General features: G+C 33.5%; 17 protein-coding genes and 1 other RNA gene. 11 read left to right on the top strand and 7 right to left on the bottom strand.

From position 1 onward, the window contains the following. Positions 1-146 precede the first annotated feature (146 nt). The 3 genes from GQR94_RS03155 to GQR94_RS03165 all read right to left on the bottom strand — a co-directional run bounded on the left by GQR94_RS03155 (position 147) and on the right by GQR94_RS03165 (position 6344). Entirely contained in the window at positions 147-1901 is a 1755-nt protein-coding gene (locus GQR94_RS03155; RefSeq protein ID WP_158974126.1) for a TonB-dependent receptor, read from the bottom strand. Positions 1902-1927: 26 nt separating this feature from the next. Beyond that, on the bottom strand, positions 1928-4945 hold the full coding sequence (locus GQR94_RS03160) for a tetratricopeptide repeat protein (RefSeq protein ID WP_158974127.1): 3018 nt from the start codon (positions 4943-4945) through the stop codon (positions 1928-1930). A gap of 163 nt (positions 4946-5108) precedes the next feature. Then, positions 5109-6344: a PAS domain-containing sensor histidine kinase gene (locus GQR94_RS03165; protein WP_158974128.1), complete on the bottom strand. Its 1236-nt coding sequence runs from the start codon at positions 6342-6344 to the stop codon at positions 5109-5111. Positions 6345-6540: 196 nt separating this feature from the next. Between GQR94_RS03165 and GQR94_RS03170 the strand changes: the two genes are divergently transcribed. The 3 genes from GQR94_RS03170 to ppgK all read left to right on the top strand — a co-directional run bounded on the left by GQR94_RS03170 (position 6541) and on the right by ppgK (position 9013). After that, positions 6541-7224, top strand: coding sequence for a cell division ATP-binding protein FtsE (locus GQR94_RS03170; protein WP_158974129.1), 684 nt, complete (start codon positions 6541-6543; stop codon positions 7222-7224). A gap of 161 nt (positions 7225-7385) precedes the next feature. After that, a complete protein-coding gene (locus GQR94_RS22910) occupies positions 7386-8201 on the top strand; it encodes an NUDIX domain-containing protein (protein ID WP_199271532.1) in 816 nt (271 codons plus the stop codon). Between the two features lie 68 nt (positions 8202-8269). Then, positions 8270-9013, top strand: coding sequence for a polyphosphate--glucose phosphotransferase (gene ppgK / locus GQR94_RS03180; protein ID WP_158974130.1), 744 nt, complete (start codon positions 8270-8272; stop codon positions 9011-9013). A 73-nt stretch (positions 9014-9086) separates the two neighbouring features. On the opposite strand, the gene GQR94_RS03185 is transcribed toward ppgK, so the two are convergent. Together GQR94_RS03185 and typA are read right to left on the bottom strand one after the other, a co-directional pair. Then, the gene (locus GQR94_RS03185; RefSeq protein ID WP_158974131.1) at positions 9087-9989 is read right to left on the bottom strand and encodes a hypothetical protein; all 903 of its coding nucleotides are present in this window, start codon (positions 9987-9989) and stop codon (positions 9087-9089) included. A 110-nt stretch (positions 9990-10099) separates the two neighbouring features. Beyond that, the gene (gene typA, locus GQR94_RS03190; protein ID WP_158974132.1) at positions 10100-11899 is read right to left on the bottom strand and encodes a translational GTPase TypA; all 1800 of its coding nucleotides are present in this window, start codon (positions 11897-11899) and stop codon (positions 10100-10102) included. 171 nt (positions 11900-12070) lie between these two features. Here typA and kdsA point away from each other — a divergent pair, with 171 nt between their 5' ends. After that, a complete protein-coding gene (kdsA, locus tag GQR94_RS03195) occupies positions 12071-12892 on the top strand; it encodes a 3-deoxy-8-phosphooctulonate synthase (protein WP_158974133.1) in 822 nt (273 codons plus the stop codon). Positions 12893-12956: 64 nt separating this feature from the next. On the opposite strand, the gene GQR94_RS03200 is transcribed toward kdsA, so the two are convergent. Further along, entirely contained in the window at positions 12957-13427 is a 471-nt protein-coding gene (locus tag GQR94_RS03200) for a hypothetical protein (protein WP_158974134.1), read from the bottom strand. A gap of 151 nt (positions 13428-13578) precedes the next feature. On the opposite strand from GQR94_RS03200, the gene GQR94_RS03205 reads away from it, so the two are divergent. The 6 genes from GQR94_RS03205 (at position 13579) to GQR94_RS03230 (ending at position 17879) form a co-directional block, all read left to right on the top strand. Beyond that, positions 13579-14232 (top strand): DUF1361 domain-containing protein, encoded by a 654-nt coding sequence (locus tag GQR94_RS03205; protein WP_158974135.1) that lies wholly within the window; start codon positions 13579-13581, stop codon positions 14230-14232. A gap of 98 nt (positions 14233-14330) precedes the next feature. Beyond that, positions 14331-14954 carry a hypothetical protein gene (locus GQR94_RS03210; protein ID WP_158974136.1) on the top strand — a complete coding sequence of 208 codons (624 nt, stop codon included), beginning with the start codon at positions 14331-14333 and terminating at the stop codon, positions 14952-14954. A gap of 2 nt (positions 14955-14956) precedes the next feature. Beyond that, a complete protein-coding gene (locus GQR94_RS03215) occupies positions 14957-15250 on the top strand; it encodes a transcriptional regulator (RefSeq protein ID WP_158974137.1) in 294 nt (97 codons plus the stop codon). Between the two features lie 54 nt (positions 15251-15304). Further along, a complete protein-coding gene (locus tag GQR94_RS03220; protein ID WP_158974138.1) occupies positions 15305-15760 on the top strand; it encodes a Coq4 family protein in 456 nt (151 codons plus the stop codon). Between the two features lie 10 nt (positions 15761-15770). Then, positions 15771-17153: a DUF4173 domain-containing protein gene (locus GQR94_RS03225; protein WP_158974139.1), complete on the top strand. Its 1383-nt coding sequence runs from the start codon at positions 15771-15773 to the stop codon at positions 17151-17153. A 354-nt stretch (positions 17154-17507) separates the two neighbouring features. Next, positions 17508-17879: a DUF2809 domain-containing protein gene (locus tag GQR94_RS03230; RefSeq protein WP_158974140.1), complete on the top strand. Its 372-nt coding sequence runs from the start codon at positions 17508-17510 to the stop codon at positions 17877-17879. A gap of 77 nt (positions 17880-17956) precedes the next feature. Here the strand turns inward: GQR94_RS03230 and GQR94_RS03235 are convergent, their stop codons facing one another. Beyond that, positions 17957-19162 (bottom strand): NAD(P)-dependent oxidoreductase, encoded by a 1206-nt coding sequence (locus GQR94_RS03235; protein ID WP_158974141.1) that lies wholly within the window; start codon positions 19160-19162, stop codon positions 17957-17959. A gap of 164 nt (positions 19163-19326) precedes the next feature. Between GQR94_RS03235 and ssrA the strand changes: the two genes are divergently transcribed. Then, positions 19327-19723: a transfer-messenger RNA gene (ssrA, locus tag GQR94_RS03240) on the top strand. Positions 19724-19729: the final 6 nt, after the last annotated feature.

Below are 19729 nucleotides of genomic sequence, written 5' to 3' on the forward strand. Positions count from 1 at the left end.
TAGCATCAGCAAATACCCATAAAAAACAAAAAAGTCATTTGTAGAAATCTACAAATGACTTTTTTATTATAGTTGAATGTATGAATTTTCAGCTATAAAATTTGTAGGATGCGAATACTATTTCCTACAAACATAATTATAATTATTTAGAAATCAAACTTATAGGTTGCTCCCGCTAAAAGCTGAAACCCCTGAACGGGATAATTAGCCCATCTCATATAGTTTGAATTTGCTATATTATTTGCTTTAACAAAGACCGATAATTGTTCATTAAACCTGTAGCCAACATGTGCGTTCGTATCCCAGTAACTATTTAAAGTAACAATAGTAGAAGGAAAATCTACAGGGTCTGCATTCTGTAGTACAGAAGCTTGTAGGTCCTCACGTTCACCCACATAGAAAAGGGTTGCACCCATGTACCACTGCTCATCTATTTTATAGTCTAAAAAGATAGAGCTTGTTACTTTAGGCAGGTTCCACGCAGGATTATCCGTTTCTGTATTGTACGTGTACGCTTCAGCGTTTACGCCCAATGAAAAATTTCTTTTAATATCTACATTTAACTCTGCAAAAATTCCTAGTGTTTTTACATCATCATAAAAAACATCAAAAGAGTTGTTATAATAATATCCTTTTTCATCATTACGGAATGTATTTTCGGGATTCCATTTATACAATGGCTTCTTATTTTCCGTCTTGTACGAAGCTTTTAAATTATAACTCAAACTTGGCAGTAGCTTCCCTTTGATCCCTGCATAAGCATTGTATTTTTGATCCGTAGGCTGTACCGTTAATGTAGGAGAGACAAATGGGTTCTCTTCCACAAAATCATAATATGAATTCTGAATTAGTTCACCCTGAATACCACCATAAGCAATGACTGTTTCATCTAGGACACGGTAACTTGCAGTAATGTCTGGATAGATGTAAAAATTACTATCGCTATTTTCTGAATCTAGTCCAAAAACTAAATTCACTCCTAAGTTTAAAGTTAGATCATCTCTTAAAATCTCTATGCTTGGTCCTATTCCGAACTGAAATAAACTATAGTTAATTTCTGGTGTATTCACAGTGCTATTTAAACTTGCATTTTTAAATACCCCTCCTAAATAATCTAATTTTCCTTTTACGCGAATATTCTCATCTCCAATTGGAAATTGAGCCACTCCTTTAAACATTGCTCTATTCTCTCCAGATTTTGTAGCATCCCAAAAACGACGAATTAACCCTTCTCCTCTTTCTAAATAAGCATTGTCCATATTTATATATCCAGAAATTTCTGCGTTGAAATAATTCTGTTTGGAATCTATACTATTAATCACATCATCACTGTAAGCGCCAACAGGTACTCCATACCAATTATATAATTGGTGTTGTAACCCTAAATTTGCTCCCCAGTTTAAATCAGAATCTCCTTTAGAATATGCTGCGATTAATTTTGTGTCATAGAACGCATTTTTTAATGCGATACTATCTAAATCCCCTCTTGAAGAATGATGTGTTAAACCAATATCTAAACGTTCATCCCTATTGATAGTTCTACTCGTGTAAAAATCTGCCAAAACATTATCATACGTACCAAACCCTAAAGATGCATATGAATCATACAAAATTGGCGCTGGTACTTTATCTACCGTTGCGGCTTTACCTTTTGCAGGAGTAAACGTAGAGGCAACCGGAACCGAATTTATACTGTAAACTATTGGTTTCTTTTTTAAAACAATAGAATCATTAATTAGTGGAACGGATTTTATCTTAAAAGCATCGGAAACAGTGGGCTTATAAGCTTTTACAACCGTTACTGTTTGTGTACCAATACTATCCTTATCTTTTTCTTGAGCTGTTATCGATTGAAAAACACCTAAAAAAAGAAGTGTGCTTATTTTTATAAACTTGTGCATATAGTGTCTCTTTTGCAACTTGATAATTAATTTTCTGGATTTACAGAGGAATTGCTTTTTGCTTCTTTAGATTTAATACGGAAAGCTTCCGATTTTGCTTCGGCAACAACTTCTGGATACTGTGCAAAATTAACGATTACACTATCTAAAATATATGTTGCTTGATACGCATCGCCTAAAGCATCAAAATTCTTAGCCATAATAATCAATCCTTTTCCACCCCACTCTTTATAGGCTGAAAAATCTTTGGCTAATTTTTGAACAGAAACGTTAGAAGCTTCATAGTCGCTTTCTTTACTTTTAAAATAAGCATCATAATACAGCGCCTCTGCAGCCAATTCTCCTGTAGCAATAAGCAACACTTCAGAATACGCTTGTTTTGCCCTTTCTTCGTTATTTGTTTTAATTGCCGAACGTGCAATCATGGTATGCGCATCACTCTTTATGCGATCATCAATCTTAGCTGAAGCCAACACTTTTTCTGCGTATGAAATTGTCTTTGTATATTCTTTTTTAGCAAAATACCCTTTCATTAAATTAGACTGTGCAAAAGTTACATTTTGTTGAATATTTGCTGTTGCCTCTAATTTTTCCAAATAAGGTAACGCTGATGTGTAATTGCCTTTACCAATATATATTTCACAAACCCTAGTTAAAGACTGCTCTCCATATTCTGTAGCACCTCTATCTACCACATTTTTATAATTCTCTAAGGCTTTATCTTTCTCTCCTTGTGAAAAATATAATTGCGCAAGGTTAAAATTCGCTTTTAAAGCGTGTAGGCCTTTAGGAAATTCTTTTAAATAGGCTTGATACCCCTTTAATGCCTGATCTGTATTACCTTCAATATATTTTTGATCTGCAGACTGAAAGGTAGCATTATCTAACTCTGCGTCTGTAACCTCTACAAAATCTAAACCTCTTACCCACGTTGCATATTCACTTACTCTACCTAAATCAACATAAATAAGTTTAGCTGTAGTAACGGATTGAATTGCTTCTTGTGTATTTGGATAATCACGTACAACTGTTTTAAATTTTGTTAATGCTTGTTCGCTTCTATTGGAATTATAATAAACCAAACCTTGACGAACAATAGCTTGTGGCACGAGTGAACTTCCCTTATACTCACTAATCAATTTATCATAAACTTTAAGCCCCTCTTCTTCTTTGTTAGCCCTGACATAAGAATTTCCTAACTCAAAAAGAGCATCATCTTTTAATGTAGATTTTGGATACCTTCCTATAAAAGCATTTAATTCTTCCATTTTCGTAGGCACTCTATCTACAAAACCATAGCTCAATGCTTTTTGAAAAGCAGCATAATCTTTTTCACTACCCACCCCTTCCAGTGCTTGATTATACGCTTCAATTGCAGGCCAATATTTACTAGAGGCAAAATAACTATCTCCTAATCGTAAATAGGCATCGTGTTTTTTATCTGCCTCTGTACTTCCACCAGCATAGGCTGCAAAGTTAGCTGCAGCACTCGTGTAGTCTTTTAATTTAAAATTAGTATAACCTAAACTATAATTGTAATCCGCATAATCAGGAGTCGACTTTGCATGTGGATTTTTCTGAAATTCAGCAAAACTATTTAGTGCCTCCTTAAACAAATTACTATTGTATTCTGCTTCTGCTTTCCAATAACTTGCACGCGCTTTAAATTTAGGATCTTCGGCATTAGCTAGAGACTTTTTAAAGACCGTAATAGCTCCTGCGTAATCTGTATTTGTAAATAATTCTACGCCTCTATAAAATGCAACTTTTTGATAGGTAGCCTTACTTGCATATGATTTATTGTTCTCTAAAAGCTCCATAGCACCTGCAAAGTTTCTTGAAGTAATGTAGGAATCTACCAAAAGCTCTTGTATCTCCGTAGTGTGCTCGTCTTTGGGATATTTCTCTAAATAATTAGTTAAGACACTCGGTACATTTTCATATGCATTTCCTATTTCATAACTTAATCTAGCATAATTTAAAAAAGCATCTTTTTGTATTTCTGGAGTATATTCCATTTGCGATGCATTTCTAAAAGCATTTAAAGCTTCTGGCTTCTTGTCTAGTTTTAAATAACATTCGGCCAAATGATAATAAGCATTTTGAGAAACACTATTGGTACCACCTATAATCTTATTAAATTGCTGAATAGCATTCGCATAATCGCCTTGCTTATAGTAACTATATCCTAAAAAATAATAATCTGTATTGCTAAACTTTCCATTTCTACCTTGGTAGTCTAATAGGTAAGGAATGGCGTTTTCATACTGATTTAAGTTGAAATAACTCTCTCCAATAATTTTATTTAATTCTGATTTTTCTTGACGATCAGCTCTTTGCATTTGCTTTTTTGCTAAAGCAATAGCCTCTTCAAATTTCCCTAATTTAAAATTTAAATCTGCCTGATAGTAAGATAGCTTCTCTTCTAAAACTTTTTGATCTGTAATTTGATCAAAACGTTGATTCGCTCCTGCATAATCATCTTGTTGGTATGCAATGTAGCCTAAGTAATACTTAGCCTGAGAGCCATAAACTGGAGAATTGGTTACTTTATTTAAATAGGTTTCTGCTTCTTTTGAATTTTTAGAAGAATAAAGCGCATACCCATAATTGAAGTTAAATTTATCCTTTTCACTTTGTGACAATGAATTTTGATCCACTCGCTTATACCATTTTAAGGCGTAAGGATATTTTCCTGTTTCAAAATAATAATCTGCCACATCTGAATATGCAGAATTACGTTTAGTAGAGGTTGGATATTTTTCCACAAAATTCTCCATCAGTTTGTCTGCTCCTAGCTGATTAAGCCTTACCGCAGCATTTGCCACGTAGTAGGTACTATTCGCTTCGGTCTCTGGATCTTTTGTGGTATACTTAACCTTTTCAAAAATTGCCTGAGCAGCCTGAAATTGTTCGTTATTATAGAGTGTCAACGCTTGTTGATACTCTTTTTGATCGTGGGTGTAAATTTTGGATTCTTGAGCGCTCAAAAGATGCAAAGCTCCAATAAAACTAAGCAACAACGCGGTTTTTTTCTTCAGCATAATGTTCTCCAACAATTTAAGAAATACCTTTATTTAATAGCTACAACGACAAATAGTGTACCTAAAGTATATGAGAACGAAGATACTTTTTATTTTATTTTGAAAAGGACATAAAAAAAATAATAACTGGTAGTAAAATAAAGATGTAAATTTAGGAAATCATCTAGCACATTGGTAAGGTAAACTTAAAGTCGCTCCCCTTTCCTTCTTGACTTTCTACCCAAATTTGACCTCCTAATTTTTCTACAAATTCTTTACAAAGAACCAAACCAAATCCAGAACCCATTTCATTTGCCGTACCTCTAGAGGATACATTTGTACCTACTTCAAACAACCTTTCACAAACCTTTGCACTCATCCCAACGCCCGTATCCGAAACTATAAATTCTAACGTATCCTGCTTTTTAACTACCGATACACCAATATCTCCTCCAGATCTAGTAAACTTTACGGCATTAGATAATAAATTTCTAAGAATAGTTTTAAGCATTTTCTCGTCAGAATAAATCTCAAGACCTTCCAATACTGGTTCCTTAATAGCAATATCCTTTGTTTTTGCCAATTGCTTAATAAACTCCTGAACTTCTTCTATTAAGTTCTGAATATTCAATTTTTCCTTTTGTGAATTAACATGCTCTTTTTGCGAATTGGACCAGGTTAATAAATTTTCTAGCAACGAAAGTGTTGAATTAGAGGTTGTTTTAATTAAACTTACATATTCACTTAATGATGAAACATCTTCCTCTTTTATAGCATCTTCAATCAACCCTGACAAGGTGAGAATATTGTTAAACGGGCTCCTTAAGTCATGACCTATAATAGCGAAAAGTTTATCTTTTGTTATGTTCAGTTCTCGCAACTGACTTTCGCTTTCAATAAGTGCTTTTTCCGCCTTCTTATTGATGGTAATATCTCTAATTGCACCAATTATAAATTTTTCTCCAGAAGCATTAATAAATCGAGATTTTCTAGTAGATATTAATCGCTGATTTCCGCTCTCCAGAGTGATGGATTCTTCACTGATATTTTCAATGCCGTCTAAAAGTACTTGTTTATCAATTTTCAAAAATTGATCTCTTTCACATTCCGCAACATCTTCTGCCAATGTTTTACCTAAAACATCATCCCTAGACATCTCAAACATTTCACAAAAAGCATTATTTACTAATAACAATCTGCTATGGTTGTCTTTAACAAAAACCGAGTCTCCCATATTATCTAAAATAGTATGGGTATAGGCTTCACTTTCTGTATTCAACTTTAGCAATAATTCATCGTAAGATTTCTGAATTTCTTGTTTGGAGGAATGAAACAAAAGTAATTTCTTATTTTGTTCTTTTAATTGTTCTATTTCTTGATATAAATCTTGAACGCTAGTATTATGGCGGTTGACTTCCATAGTTTTAAAGCACAGTATTTAAAAAGTTTATTAATTCTCCCCTAAGATAGCTATTTTTCCTACACATATAACAAAAACCACCACTAACTTATTCAGTCACAGCTAAAAACAACCATAAACTATTATTAAATAATTTATAGCTAGCCTCTATTAAATTCTATGATATCTTACTACTTTTATAACAATATTAGAAACTATGGCTGAGAGCGTATTAAAATTAAAAGATGTTTCCGTTTTCCAAAAAGAAAACTTGGTTTTAAATGATATTAATCTTGAAATAAAACAAGGTGAGTTTATCTATTTAATTGGAAAAACAGGAAGCGGAAAAAGCAGCTTTATGAAAACCCTGTATGGCGATTTGCCCTTAGACCATGGAGAAGGAAGCATTGTCGATTTTGATTTGAGAAAATTAAAAGAAAAAGACATTCCTTTTTTAAGACGCAAATTAGGTATCGTTTTTCAGGATTTTAAACTCCTACCTGATCGCAGCATTAATAACAATTTATTGTTTGTTTTAAAAGCTACGGGCTGGAAAGACAAATCTAAAATGGATACTCAAATAGAAACGGTTTTAGATAAAGTAGGAATGAAAACCAAAGGTTTTAAATTTCCACATGAACTTTCTGGAGGAGAACAGCAACGTATTGCTATTGCACGAGCCTTACTAAATGACCCAGAGCTAATTTTAGCCGATGAGCCCACAGGAAACCTAGATCCTCAAACGAGTGTAGAAGTCATGAAAGTGCTTCAGGAAATAAATAAAACAGGACGTACCATTTTAATGGCGACTCATGATTATGCTCTGATTTTAAAATACCCTTCAAAAACGCTTAAATGTGATGGGAACAAGGTTTTTGAAGTCGTACAAAAAGCTGTTTAACCTATTTATTAGGTTACCACATAAAATATAAATAGCGCCACAACAAACACTATTGAAAAAACACCTATAGCAATTGAATTTATATTTGAATCCATGATGACCATGATTTCCGTAGTTGATGCTACGGAACGTACTAAATAAAACTCCATAGCTCTCAAAAAATGATCCTAAAAAAAGAAATTTTTAAGCCCGATAAAAAGATAAAACCATTTATCGGGATACTGTTATTTTTAGTTTCCGTTATTTTATCTATACTCACCATTCCCTTAGGGTTTGTGTATGGTTTTTTTTATAACTTATTTACAAAAGGGATTAAAGGTCTTGGAGAATATTCCTTAAAAATTGCCATTTCAATTGATCAATTAGGAAATGTTGCCATGCAGCACCTCATTAACACCCTATGGATAACGCCACTAGGATATAAATTTGGTAACAGAGACGAAACAATCTCTAGTGCTTTAGGCAGAAATAAACAATTAGATACTCTTACTGGTTTCGGCAAGTTTATTGATGCCATTTTAGATAAATTAGACCCTAATCATTCCCTAAACTCCATTGACTACTATATTGAACCTACAGATCAAATCATTGAAAATATAGCTTGGGTTCATATTGATAATTATCAAATTTTATGCACCCGTAGCATAGGAAAAAACAAGTGCTATATCCCCGGAGGCAAAAGAGAAGATGAAGAAACAGATCATGTTGCTCTTTTACGCGAAATTAAAAAGGAATTAAATGTTGATTTACTTGTAAAAACCTTAGATTTCTTAGGTGTTTTTGAAGCACAAGCAGATGGCTACAAACCAGGAACTTTGATTCGAATGACTTGCTATTTTGCGGAATATATAGGCAAACTGAAAGTATCTTCAGAGATTGAAGAAATTGTTTGGTTAAATTACGAAGACAAAGAACTTGTTTCCGAGGTAGATCAAATCATATTTGACTACTTACATCACGAGGGTTTACTCCAGTGATTACTACCGCAACAAGAGCATAATTTTTTTTCGCTACTTTTGTTCCATTATACCACTAAAATAAACAAATGACTTTATTAGGAATTGATATTGGAGGCTCAGGAATGAAAGGAGCACTAGTGAATACCGTAACTGGTGAAATACTTACCGAGCGTTTCAGAATAGAAACTCCGAAATCAAAAAAGCCAGAAGATATGGCCGAAGTATTTGCCAAAATTGTAAAACATTTTAATTATCAAGGACCTATTGGCTGTGGTTTTCCTACGATTATCAAAAATGGCATCTGTAAATCTCACGGAAATTTAAGCAAAAAATGGCTTGGGGTAAACGCTGAAGAACTTTTTAGTGATTATACTGGTTTCCCTGTCACTGTAATTAACGATGCCGATGCCGCTGGTTACGCCACCATGAACTACGGAATTGGAAAAGGAAAAAAAGGCTTAGTAATTATGATTACTATAGGCACTGGATTAGGAAGTGGTGCCTTTTTTAACGGAGAATTATTGCCAAATTTTGAATTAGGCCAAATACCTTATAAAAAACACGATAAATTTGAACATTACGCCGCAGCCTCCATTAAAGAAAAAGAAAAATTAAGCTATAAGCATTGGGGCAAAAGGTTCAATAAATTTCTCGAATATATTGAAATCATAGTTTCACCAGATTTAATCATAATAGGCGGAGGTACTTCTAAAGATTTTGATGAGTTTGAAAAATACATAAAGATTGATACTCCTGTGATTGCTGCCGAATTGCAAAACTACGCAGGAATCATTGGCGCCGCAACTGCCGCTTACAAAAAGAAAAAATAACCAATTATACTCCTAAAAATAAAGAAAGCCTCAAATTCAATAAATTTGAGGCTTTCTTATATACTATACTCCCTTATTTAGCAGGCACTAGTTTTGCACCTTCTGGTTTTGAAAAATAATCTTCAGGAACTTCTGGAACAAACTCCACATCTAACATATCTATTTTTGTGATGTATTCACCCATTTCCTCATTCTCATCCAACCAATGTGTTTTTAATCCTGTAGGAAGAAGAATTCCGTTTGTTTCCTTCTGCCCTACAATTTCCATAATTTTCTCTGGAGCATGACCTCCTTTTGGAAAGTATTGTGGATAAGAAACAATATATCGAATAGCACTATTTATGTGCGTATCCACATCAAAATATAAAATATAAAAATCATCAGGCGCATCACCTACATTTTCTCCAAAAGTAACTTTTACAACATCCTGTAGTTTTCCTTTATACTCCTTTTGAGGTAATAGCTCTAAATTTACTCCTTCGCCATCTAAAATAAATGGATGTGCTGCAAGGTACAATGGCGTTAATGCCCAAAATCTAGTATCATACTCAAAAGCAGTACTATCTTTAGCTTTTACCCAAGCTTCTTTTCCATCCCAGCCAAAAATTGCGGTACTATCTGTATAACTTGTATGTCTTGCCTTATTATTCCACGTATCAATAGTTTGATAAGAGTTTCTACGCGTAGAACCATCTAATGGTTGATAGTCAAATCTAAAAGACAAATAGCCATTACTATACCAAGTCGCTAAACCACCTTGTGCCTCCATCGCATTCCAAACAATTTTTCCTGCATCTGTAGCATTCAACCTATCTTTTGCTTTTTCTACTCGGTTAGCTACCCAGGTTTCTGGGATATGATAACTAGGTACCGTAGCCTCTTCAATTACTACTGTTTCTACTTTTTTTGGCTGATCTTTACATGATCCAATTAAAAGCAATAGTGCAACTAGTGTTATATTAAGTCCTAATTTCATTGATGTATTTTAAAAGTTAAATTAGATAGTCGTTTTTTTAAAAATTCCTTACATAAAAAAACCCAAGATTTTCATCTTGGGTTTTTAAAATTAAAGCAATGCTTTAAGTATTATGCTATTTTATTACGCTTACGTTCGTTTTCAGTTAAGTATATTTTTCTTAAACGAATAAACTTAGGAGTCACCTCAACATACTCATCTTTCTGAATATATTCCAAAGCTTCTTCTAATGAAAACTTAATTGCAGGTACAATTTTTGCCTTATCATCTGCTCCTGAAGAACGTACGTTAGACATTTTTTTAGTTTTTGTGATATTCACTGTCATATCATCACCTCTAGAGTTTTCTCCGATAACCTGACCTTCGTAGATATCTTCTCCTGGCTCTACGAAAAACTTACCTCTATCTTGTAATTTATCAATAGAATAAGGAATAGATTTTCCCATTTCCATTGAAACTAATGAACCATTCTGTCTTTGAGGAATATCTCCTCTCATTGGTTGGTACTCCAAGAAACGGTGTGACATAATAGCCTCCCCTGCTGTTGCAGTTAACAATTGGTTTCTTAAGCCAATAATACCACGAGATGGAATTAAAAACTCACAGATCATACGGTTACCTTTAGCTTCCATACTTGTCATTTCACCTTTACGCATAGAAACCATTTCTACCGCTCTACCCGAAACCTCTTCTGGTAAATCAATAGTCAATTGTTCTACAGGCTCACACTTAACACCATCAATTTCTTTGATAATAACTTGTGGTTGTCCAATTTGCAATTCGTAACCTTCACGACGCATTGTTTCAATTAATACCGATAAGTGCAATACACCTCTACCAAATACTAGAAACTTATCTGCACTATCTGTATCATTAACACGTAATGCTAAGTTTTTTTCTAACTCACGCGCCAAACGATCTTTAATATGACGAGAAGTTACAAACTTACCATCCTTACCAAAGAATGGAGAATCGTTAATCGTAAACAACATACTCATTGTTGGTTCATCTATAGCGATTGTTTTTAATCCTTCTGGATTTTCTATATCAGCAACAGTATCACCAATTTCAAAACCTTCTAAACCAACTATCGCACAAATATCACCAGTCTTTACTTCTTCTACTCTAAGCCTACCTAGACCTTCAAATGTATAAAGTTCTTTGATTTTTGTTTTTACAATGGAACCATCTCTTTTTACTAAAGAAACTTGTTGTCCTTCTTTTAAACCACCTCTTAATAATCTACCAATCGCAATACGACCTGTAAAAGAAGAGAAATCTAAAGAGGTAATTAACATTTGAGTATTTCCTTCTTTAGGTTCAAAAGTTGGAACATGCTCAATTACCATATCTAACAATGGCTCTATATTTGTAGTTTCATTTTTCCAATCTTCACTCATCCAGTTATTCTTAGCTGAACCATAAACCGTTGGAAAATCTAGTTGCCATTCTTCAGCACCTAATTCAAACATTAAATCAAAAACTTTTTCATGAACTTCTTCAGGAGTACAGTTTTCTTTATCCACTTTATTTATTACTACACAAGGCTTAAGACCTAAGTCAATTGCTTTTTGTAATACGAAACGTGTTTGTGGCATTGGACCTTCAAAAGCATCAACTAACAATAAAACACCATCAGCCATGTTTAATACACGCTCTACTTCACCACCAAAATCGGCGTGACCAGGAGTATCAATAATATTAATCTTAGTATCTTTATATACTACTGAAACGTTTTTAGAAGTAATAGTAATACCTCTTTCTCGTTCTAAATCGTTATTATCTAATATTAAATCACCTGTGTTTTGATTTTCTCTAAACAACTGACAGTGATACATAATCTTATCTACCAAGGTAGTCTTACCGTGATCGACATGGGCAATAATGGCAATATTTTTTGTTGCTGACATAAATACTTTATTAAAGGAACTTTTCCTGCTAAATTTTGCGCAAAGGTACTGCTATTTTTAATAGCATAATCAAAACTTCCGGTTTTTTTATTTGACTGATTTTGAGCGTGTTCTAGCTTTAGTAATTCGATTCAAATTCTATTATCTTTGTAACCTTAATTATATGAACAAATGAATCTAGATAAGATACCTCAAATAAAACACACAAATAGTGATAATTTTTTCCTTTTATGTGGTCCTTGTGCCATTGAAGGTGAAGATATGGCACTGCGAATAGCGGAACGAATTGTTGAAGTTACTGATAAGTTAAAAATACCCTACATCTTTAAAGGTAGTTTTAAAAAAGCGAACCGTAGTCGTGTAGATTCTTTCTCTGGAATTGGAGATGAAAAAGCGCTAAAAATTTTACGAAAAGTATCTGAGACTTTCAAAGTTCCAACCGTAACAGACATCCATGAAGTAACTGATGCCGCTATGGCAGCAGAATACGTAGATGTCTTACAAATCCCTGCATTTTTAGTACGCCAAACAGATTTAGTGGTGGCTGCTGCAAATACAGGAAAGGTTGTAAATCTTAAAAAAGGACAATTTATGAGTCCTGAAAGTATGCAACATGCGGTAACTAAGGTAACCGATTCTGGCAATGAGCAAGTTGTTATTACAGATCGTGGTACAATGTTTGGCTATAAAGATATGATTGTAGACTTTAGAGGCATTCCTACCATGAAAGCATACGCTCCTGTTGTTCTAGATGTTACCCATTCTTTACAACAACCCAATCAAACAAGTGGTGTTACAGGTGGTAGACCTGATATGATTGAAACTATAGCCCGAGCAGGTATTGTTACTGGTGCGGATGGTATTTTCATGGAAACACACTACGATCCATCTATTGCAAAAAGTGATGGCGCCAACATGCTACACCTAGACCATTTAGAAAAGCTTTTAACCAATTTAGTAGCGATTCGAAAAACGGTGAATAGTCTCAAATAATTAGAACAAAAAAGGGAAAACATAGTGTTTTCCCTTTTTTGTTTATTGTTGTTTGTTACTCGATTTACTCACAAATTGAAACCGTAAAGGCGCCTTCAAAAATACTCTCCGGGAATGCCTCTGTACCTTCTTTGTTTAGTTTCATCTTTCCAGAAATTTCAGTATCAGATACTGCTGTAATTTCTACAATGGTTTCTGCTAAATGATTAAACGGTGTGTTATTTCCGTCTTGAGTTACGATGTTCACATCTGTATATATTCCTACCATATTAGGAACGGTAGTGTTTATCGTTAAATTATAATCAAAAATATCAGATTCACAACCAAAATTTTCGTTGGTTAGGTAAATTGTAATTTCTTCTGTGCTTGTACTTGATCTAAAAAAAGCCTTTCCTCCTTGTACCGTAAAAGCTTCCCCTTCTACCGTTCCTACAAGAGCCTGATCGCTAATACTGCTAGAAGAAGAATCGTCTTTATCACTAGAACAGCTCATAAAAGTAACTGCTAAAATAAGGGACCAAAATAATTTCTTCATTATAAATTGTTTTAAGTTTGTTACTAAAAACTCAAATTAGATTTATTTATTGCTTTACACGTTTTAGATAGCTCAAAGTAATAGCGTGTAAGTATATTGCAACAAAAAATGGATTTTCACGTTTTTTAAATTAATAGTTATACAACAAAATTTGACTAAAATACTCCAACATATAAAAGCCCATAAGCGCTATAAAATCCTAGTCTTCTTAAGCCTTTTAGGCACTGTATTATTAGTAGGCAGAGTTCTTTACAGTCATACTATATTTTTCACTTTTTTATTATGGAATCTATTTTTAGCTTTTTTACCCTTAGTTTTTTCTAAAAGCCTGCGCTACAACCAAAAAATAAATAATTCTAAATTTCTCACCGCAGTCTTTCTAATATTATGGCTTTTATTCATACCCAATAGCCCGTACATCATCACAGATTTAAAACATGTAGATAATGATTACGGCATACAAGTATTTGATTTTCTGCTCATTCTCACATTTGCTATAAATGGATTATTAATGGGGGTACTCTCTTTATTAGACATTTTCCATCTTTTAACCCATAAATTTAATACCAAAGTTACACACCTTGTAATATTTGCTATTTGTCTTTTGGGCGGATTTGGCATATTCCTTGGTCGGTTTTTGCGATTTAACTCTTGGGATATACTCTCTAGACCAGACATCCTATTTTACAGTATTTTTCATACCTTATTTATGAAAGAAGCCTGGATATGGACGCTAATTTTTGGTGGATTCATGTGGATTTCCTTTATAGCAATAAAGCCTTTACTACACAGAAAAACCTTATAATTTTCAATATTTTCGACTATTCATTCACAAAAAATCTAAAATAAATTTAGGAAGAATGATTATTTTAAACTTACTTTGTATTTCAAAGTACTTTATAAATGGAATCAAAAAACTATTTAGACGACATACATGAAATCAAAAATTTGATGAACAAGTCATCTCGTTTTATTTCTCTTAGTGGTTTATCCGGAATCTTAGCCGGAGTCTATTCTTTAATTGGCGCCTATTTTGCCAATGAAATTATTACAAACATCCAAAATGCGTCTAACTATAGTCAGAAATTGTTCTTAAGTATTGGCGCTGCAGAAAAACTAATTGCCATTGCAGTAATTGTTATTACCGCTTCCATCCTTACAGGAGTAGTACTCACACGAAAAAAGTCAAAAAAGAGTGGTGAAAAAATATGGAACAGCACCACAAAACGCTTACTTTTTAATTTTATGGTACCGCTTATTACTGGAGGCCTGTTTTGTTTCATATTATTTCAGAACCAAGCCATGGGTCTTATTGCTCCTACTACATTAATATTTTATGGCTTAGCCTGTTTAAATGCAAGCAAATATACTTTAGGAGATGTCCGCTATTTAGGCTTAGCCAATATCATTATTGGTTTAATAGCCACACAGTTTATTGGTTATGGTTTGTATTTTTGGGCCTTGGGATTTGGATTTTTTCATATCCTTTACGGAATAGTTATGTATTATAAATACGATAGACACTAGATTTGGGACTAATAAACAACATAAATAAAACATTTGATCATCGCATTAGATTGGGTATGATGAGTATTCTAATGGTGAATGAATATGCTGACTTTAATATGTTTAAAGAGTTGCTTGATGTTACGGACGGTAACTTAGCGAGTCATGCCAAAGCTTTAGAAAAAGAAGAATATATCATGGTAGAGAAGCGATTTATTGGAAGGAAACCAAATACGAGATATTCCGCCACTCCTTTGGGGAAAACAGCATTCAAAAAACACATTGATGCTCTTGAAAATTTAATTAAGAAATTCTAATCTATTTTTTTATCCAGTCACTTTGAAATTCAAAGTACTTTTAACTTGTAATTTATGAAATCATTTATTTTTGAAGCGCTATATGAAATTAGTAAAAAACCATATCAGAAGTATTTTAAGAAAAATAAACCCTGGACTATTACTGTTCAAGAATTAATCATCCTACCTCAAGACTCTTTAGGGTTTCACTTGTATTGTTTTTTAAGCAAGCACAGCTTTGAATTACAACCCAAATTAGAAAGCCATGACATTTACCACGTGCTAACAAATATTGGTACTACAGTTCCTGAGGAAATAAGTATGCAATACTATCTATGGGGTAATGGAAAAAAGAGTTTATACCTATTTTTAGTAATCAGCACAGGAACGTTATTCTATAGTTCTCATTTTAAAACATTTCTCAAAGCGTACAAACGAGGAAAGAATACATTACAATTCTTCCAAGTAGATTTTCAAAAATTAGTACACCTACCTCTTCATAAGATCAGAAACGCATTCGCAATAAACTAAAAATTATATTATGAACATTTATATCAAATCAATTTTAGCCTCCTTAGTATTTAGCGTACTGCTTTATAGCAAGACTATGGGAATTAACCTTGTGATCCTTTCTTTAGTAATTATCACCTTAGTACTCCTAGAGCATAAATCTCAAAAAGAAACCATAAAGTATGCCCTTGCGTATCTATTTACTGCTTTAATGGTCTTTCTAGATCCTACCCATTTTAAGGTTTTTATTCATGCTGTAGCATTTCTAATTTATGTAGGTAAGACTATTGCCCCAAAAAACTCCTTATACCTAAGTTGGTTTATTGGCCTTACTAATATGGTATTAGCTTCTATTCACCAGTTAAATAATTATTTAAAAAAAGAGGATAAAAAAAACGCTGCAGTATCTTCTAAAACTAAAACCATCTTTAAAGCACTAAGCATTACTTTGGGATTAATTATATTGTTTTCACTGCTTTACAAAAAATCTAATCCTGTTTTTAGTGGCCTTATTTCTTTAATAAATTTTGATTTCCTAAGCTTTCCATGGCTCCTATTTACGGTATTTGGATACTTTATCTTCTTACATATTTTAAAGCCTTATTATCCTGAGAAGCTAATAGCCCTAGATACCGAACAAGATAATACTTTAAAAAAATCTACTCCAAATTTTTCTTTGGAACAAAGTAAGAAATTAGCCGAAGAATATACCCTTGGCAGCATCATATTTATAGCATTAAATAGTTTGCTTTTTATCTTTCTAATAACAGATTTCATCTATCTGATCGACGCTAACACCAGTACAAATTCTGAATACTCAAAATCTGTACATCAAGGCGTTTATGCTCTTCTATTATCCATTCTCTGTGCTATTGCTATTATTTTATATTTTTTTAGAGGTGATCTTAATTTTTATACCAAAAGCAAGCACATTAAGACTTTATGTTATATCTGGATTGCCATGAACCTTATTCTGGTTTTATTTACGTGGTATAAAAATTATACTTACGTTGCCACTTTAGGGTTAACCTATAAAAGAATTGGCGTTTTTGTATACTTACTATTTATCCTTGCAGGCTTATGCACCACCTATTTGAAAGTTTCAAAAACCAAAAGTTTCATCTATTTAATACGATCAAACGTTGCTGTTATTTTTGCAGTGCTATTCTTAAGCGCTACAATTCCTTGGGATAACTATATTACCTATTATAATTTAAATACTATTAAAAACGTAGACCTACAATACCTTATTGACTTAGGAGACACGAATAGTATTCAATTAAAAAAGTATAGCGAAGTGAATAAGGCAACTATATTTCAAGCGAGCATTAGTACTAAATATTCTCAGTTCATAAAACAAGAGAAAGAAAAAAGTTGGCAAGAATACTCTATTTATTCTTTAATCTACCGTTAAAATGATATCATATTTTACCTATAAATTAAATAGAATAGCGGTTAGGATTAGCTTCTATTCTTTTATTATCGGAACCTTACTCTTCTTAATAAAACTAGCTTTTAATGCTACAATAGTCGTAGGATTTATATTTGTTTTGGCTGCCGTAATCACTAACATGATCCTTTTTATACTACTGCTCTTAAATGCTCTGGTAAATTATAGCGATTTTGAAGAAAATATTAGCACGATTATTCTAGTAGTCTTGAATATTCCCATTGCGCTATGCTACTTGAACATATGTCTTTAAAACATAAACACCGCTTATTTTATAGCAATACTAATTAGGTACCTATCAACACAAACTAAATAACCATGAAATTCATTTTTAACAAAATTCACTTTACATTTTTTATTCTAATTTTTGGCGTTGAAATTGCCATTGCTTATTACTTAAAAACAGGCTTTATTCGGCATACCGTAGGAGACTTTCTCGTGGTCATCCTCATCTATTGTTTCTTCAGAAGTTTTATAAAAACCAATCCACTGTACATTGCAATGGTAACACTAGTTCTTTCTTATACGGTTGAGTTTCTGCAACGAACCTCTTTTTTACAGATCTTAAGCTTGGATCAAAATAAGTGGGCCAACTTAATTTTTGGCAATAGCTTTAGCATTCAGGATTTAGTGGCCTATACGCTGGGGGTACTTGCGGTAACTTTTATAGATATCAAAAAATCAAATTAATATAAAATGGGAGGTGAAAAAATTAGCTTTCTCCACCTCCCATTTTAAACAATAGAAATTAATTTTATCAGATACCGCTACTCTTTTCCATCTACATAATCTTGCAAATATGCATAACGCTCCGTAAGCTTTCCGTTTTGTGTCATTCTTGCTCTTTCCAGAACTCCGTTTTGGTCGTTATTAAAGAACGCTGGAATAACATTTTTAAGAAAGGCTTCTCCAAAACCCTCACTAGCATCACGAGGTAATTCACAAGGTAAGTTATCTACTGCCATAACAGCAATAGCATTAGGATTTTTAAAATCTACCTCAGATTGTGTAATGGGGTCATACCCGTAAATAGGGTCTGCAATGGTTGAAGGTCTAATGGTCGTTGCCACGGGACCGTCAATATCACAACTTACATCTGCCACTACTTTAATACTAAAATCTTCATGTTTTGCATCTTCTTTAGTGAATAGATATGGTGCACCGGTACCATAAAAGTGCCCTGCAATGAAAAAATCTGTCACCTTAGTAAAACGTACAAAATTAGATTGATACAGTTCTGGGTTCTTGAAAAATTCAGCTTTATTACCACGAACACCATCTTTTCTTTTGTTGTACTCAGAAGCATCAATTTGGCAGTATACCGGTTCCTCAAAAGATTTTGACAAATAATCTGCCACCGTAACTTTAGTAAGCCCCATAGCATCTAACATTTCTTTTGCGCCATTCCCTACTCTTCCTTTTCCTGTTAGAAGTATTTTTATAGCAGGCAGTTTAATGCTATGTAATGCAGCTATTAATGCTTGCTGGTCCGTAAGTGTTTCTGCTTTCGGCAATGTAAATTGCTCATATTTAAGCCCGTAAGCCCTAAATCCATTATAAGCGCCTACAATCCCAGCGTATCTGCCAAAAGCCACCAAGCGTTGCCCCTTTTCATTGGTGATGACTTCATGATCATACATTTCAATATTCTTATCAAGAAAAGCTTGTAAAAGCTCTCGATTGTAAGGTTGTTTTTTTATGGTATGAGAAAAGAAAAAATATTTTTTATTCGGAATTAAATCTTCAATTGGCACTTCTTTTACTCCTAAAAGAACATCACAATCTGTCATGTCTGAACTTAAGCTTAGCCCTAAGCTTGTGTAATCTTCATCGGCATAGGTTCTAATTGGCGAGGGCTCTATCGTAATTTTTGCTTCAGGGTGTTTAGTTACTAATTTCTGACATGCCTCTGGGGATAAAACCACTCTTCTATCTGGTGGATTTTTACGCTCTCTAATAATTCCGAATTTCATAAATACACTTTTACAACTTAACCTATTCCAATAGTTGTAAATGTAACATATGACAAGATGACAAGCAAAACTTTTTTTGGAATAGTTTTTGAACTACCTTTGGCATCCGCTAGAAAAAAGGAACATTCTTTTTATAGCAGATTAGTTCATTGAAAATTTTCCAAGGGGCCGCCTGGTTTTGACAGCGAGACCAATTGGGATGTAAGCATGCCGAGCGCTGGGCTACAGCTCGTTAATCACATTTTCCACACTTTTAATTGGCGAAAATAATTACGCTCTTGCCGCTTAATCTGAATTATAGTAAGATAAGCCTCGTCTCTACTAGGTAGAGAAGCGAGATGTTCCGGAATAGCCCTTGTTGGCGGCGATTCTATTAGGAGCACCAGAAATGTCAACACAAGGGTACTATTGCTTTGGTAGTATCACAAAAATTTCAGAAGCTAAGTGTACAATAGGCGGTTTTCAGTCGGTTGTGCATCGAAAACCAAATGAAAACTAAGCATGAAGAAAGCATTGTAATTGCTTGTTTGGACGGGAGTTCGATTCTCCCCGGCTCCACAAAAAAAG

The organism is Cellulophaga sp. L1A9, assembly GCF_009797025.1.
In the GTDB taxonomy this organism is placed as follows: Bacteria; Bacteroidota; Bacteroidia; order Flavobacteriales; family Flavobacteriaceae; genus Cellulophaga.